The following is a 1,973-nucleotide window of genomic DNA, read 5'->3' as shown; positions in this document are numbered from 1 at the left end:
CCACCTAGTGGGGGAACTATCGTAATTGACAACTCATCCAGCCAAGCTAACTCAAATACCAATGTTATTGGTCAACAGGCCGTTTCAGCAGCAGACAGTTATTATATGGCTTCTAATCCACTCACCGGTCATCCGGGAACGCCATAAGAAAACCCCCGGTGCGAAAGGGAATCATCAAAACACCGGGGGTTAACTTCACTTAGTCTTCAGAGGCAAGTTTAGAGAAGTATGACATAGTGTCGTCATCATCCTCATCACTGATGCTAAGTGACTCAGAAGGCTCTACCGACTTCATCGGACTACTTTCAGCCGTAACCGAAAGGTCTTCCTGTTGCTGTGGAGTGAACGAACCAGAACGCCCCAACACAGCGTCAAGCCGAGCCTTCAATTCATCGTATGACTTGTAGTTGGCAGGGTCAACAAATTCGTTCAGAGGGTACAGCTTTTTGTAAACCACCTCTAACGTTTCGTCATCTGCTATTGGAGCAGGAGTGGCAAACTCAGACCGGTCATAGTTCCGGTAACCCTCAACATTACGAATTTTTAGTTTGAAATCAGCACCTTCCCAGAAATCGAAGGGGTTGATTGGGTCTTCATCTTCAAATTGAGGTTGCATTGCATCCATCAACTTATCGAAGATTTTCTTGCCGTACTGGTAGAGGAAAACTTTGCCTTCGTTATCAGGGTTAGCCGAATCTGAGACAACATAGATGTTGGAGACATAATGCAGCCGACGCTTTTGCTTACGAGCAATATCTTTATCAGCATCTACGCCAGAGTTCCAAAGCTTGGCGTTAACCTCGCTCAATGGGTCTTTCTGACCAATAGAAGTCAGAGACTTTTCAATGTACCACAGGCCCGTGGTATCACCCTTGAAGCCATGATCCCAATAGCGCACCCATGGTAACTCTTCACCTTCTGTAGCAGGTAAAAAACGGATGACTGCATAGCCATTTCCAGCTTTGTCTACAGTTGGTTTCCAAATCCGGTCATCAGGACCGTTTTTCTGCGTGGAAGCACTTTCATCAAGTTTTGCAGCAGCAGAAACTAATTTATCAATAGAAGATGTTCGGGAGCGCTTTAAAGAAGCAAGTGACATATGTTTTTATTCCTTAATATTACAGTGTGTGAATCTATATATACTAGTTTTTTTATCAGGTTTTGTCAATCTTTTTTTCAAAGGTGATTGAGCCTTTTTCAATCTCCATAGGCTTTGGAGTTGAATACTTTTCAAACAATTTCGATAAAGGTGGATGTACTGTTATAAATCCATCTTGTTCGACATGTTCATATTCAGGAAAGAGTTCCATCTGAGTTTGGGCAGACACATTCTCCGATTCCGGGGAGTTCTGGCTCATCCTCTGTCTCCTGCTCTGCTGGTGGCACATCTTCTGGAATTGTTGATTCTTCCTCAACAGGTCCAACATCAGCGGGTAATACCTCTTGCTGTGGTACATTTTCTACGGGTTCCTCCTTTTTAGAGAATCCTAAAAGTGCATCTTTGTATATAAAACTACATGCACCAATGCCGAGAATGACAACAGCAAATGGGATGTATAGTCCGATTGTTTTTAACATGAGATTTCTCAACCTTTTCATAATGGTAATTTATTAACCTTTTCTAAATAATTCAAATCTCTGGCTTCAGCTTCAATCTTATCTTTTATGCTCATATTTAGAAGCGACGAAACTTGCTCTGGATCAATAGTGTGTTTATCACAAATTTCTAAAACAGCATCCATATAAGGGTGCGCTTTTTTTCTTACCGATTCTTCTACCAGAACACAGAAATTTTCTTTAGTTAATATTTTTTCGATCATCAAATCAGACTTTCTATTTCTAATAATTTTTGCACGTCTTGCTTTACATCGGGTACAATAGGTGCATTACGATTGCAATTTTCACAAGCTGGTAAACCACTTCTTGAATTTTCACAAAAATGCTTTTTTCGATAATAAGAAAGAGTTTCGTTG

4 protein-coding genes are annotated in these 1,973 nt (G+C 41.0%); all 4 read right to left on the bottom strand.

Translation table 11 applies throughout. The features are described 5' to 3' along the window. Window positions 1–199: 199 nt before the first annotated feature. From AACY61_RS13010 to AACY61_RS12995, 4 genes are read right to left on the bottom strand one after another with little or no spacing between them, the layout of a single operon-like run. Window positions 200–1,099, bottom strand: a complete 900-nt coding sequence (locus tag AACY61_RS13010) for a hypothetical protein (protein WP_339612013.1) — start codon at window positions 1,097–1,099, stop codon at window positions 200–202. Between the two features lie 55 nt (window positions 1,100–1,154). Further along, window positions 1,155–1,310: a hypothetical protein gene (locus tag AACY61_RS13005; protein WP_339612012.1), complete on the bottom strand. Its 156-nt coding sequence runs from the start codon at window positions 1,308–1,310 to the stop codon at window positions 1,155–1,157. After that, window positions 1,294–1,599, bottom strand: a complete 306-nt coding sequence (locus AACY61_RS13000; protein WP_339612011.1) for a hypothetical protein — start codon at window positions 1,597–1,599, stop codon at window positions 1,294–1,296. Before AACY61_RS13000 ends, AACY61_RS13005 begins: the two co-directional genes overlap by 17 nt. Next, window positions 1,596–1,820 (bottom strand): late promoter transcription accessory protein, encoded by a 225-nt coding sequence (locus AACY61_RS12995; protein WP_339612009.1) that lies wholly within the window; start codon window positions 1,818–1,820, stop codon window positions 1,596–1,598. The genes AACY61_RS13000 and AACY61_RS12995 overlap by 4 nt, the downstream gene beginning before the upstream one ends. Window positions 1,821–1,973 lie beyond the last annotated feature (153 nt).

Source organism: uncultured Planktosalinus sp. (assembly GCF_963973675.1).
Classification (GTDB): Bacteria; Bacteroidota; Bacteroidia; order Flavobacteriales; family Flavobacteriaceae; genus Planktosalinus.
Note: the sequence above shows the minus strand (reverse complement) of the source record. Positions and strands in the feature narration are given on the sequence as shown.

Excerpts from the sequence above, each read along its gene's own strand:
- AACY61_RS13005 (WP_339612012.1), bottom strand. The coding sequence starts at position 1,310 with ATGGAACTCTTTCCTGAATATGAACATGTCGAACAAGATGGATTTATA.
- AACY61_RS13000 (WP_339612011.1), bottom strand. The coding sequence starts at position 1,599 with ATGAAAAGGTTGAGAAATCTCATGTTAAAAACAATCGGACTATACATC.
- AACY61_RS13010 (WP_339612013.1), bottom strand. The coding sequence starts at position 1,099 with ATGTCACTTGCTTCTTTAAAGCGCTCCCGAACATCTTCTATTGATAAA.
- AACY61_RS12995 (WP_339612009.1), bottom strand. The coding sequence starts at position 1,820 with ATGATCGAAAAAATATTAACTAAAGAAAATTTCTGTGTTCTGGTAGAA.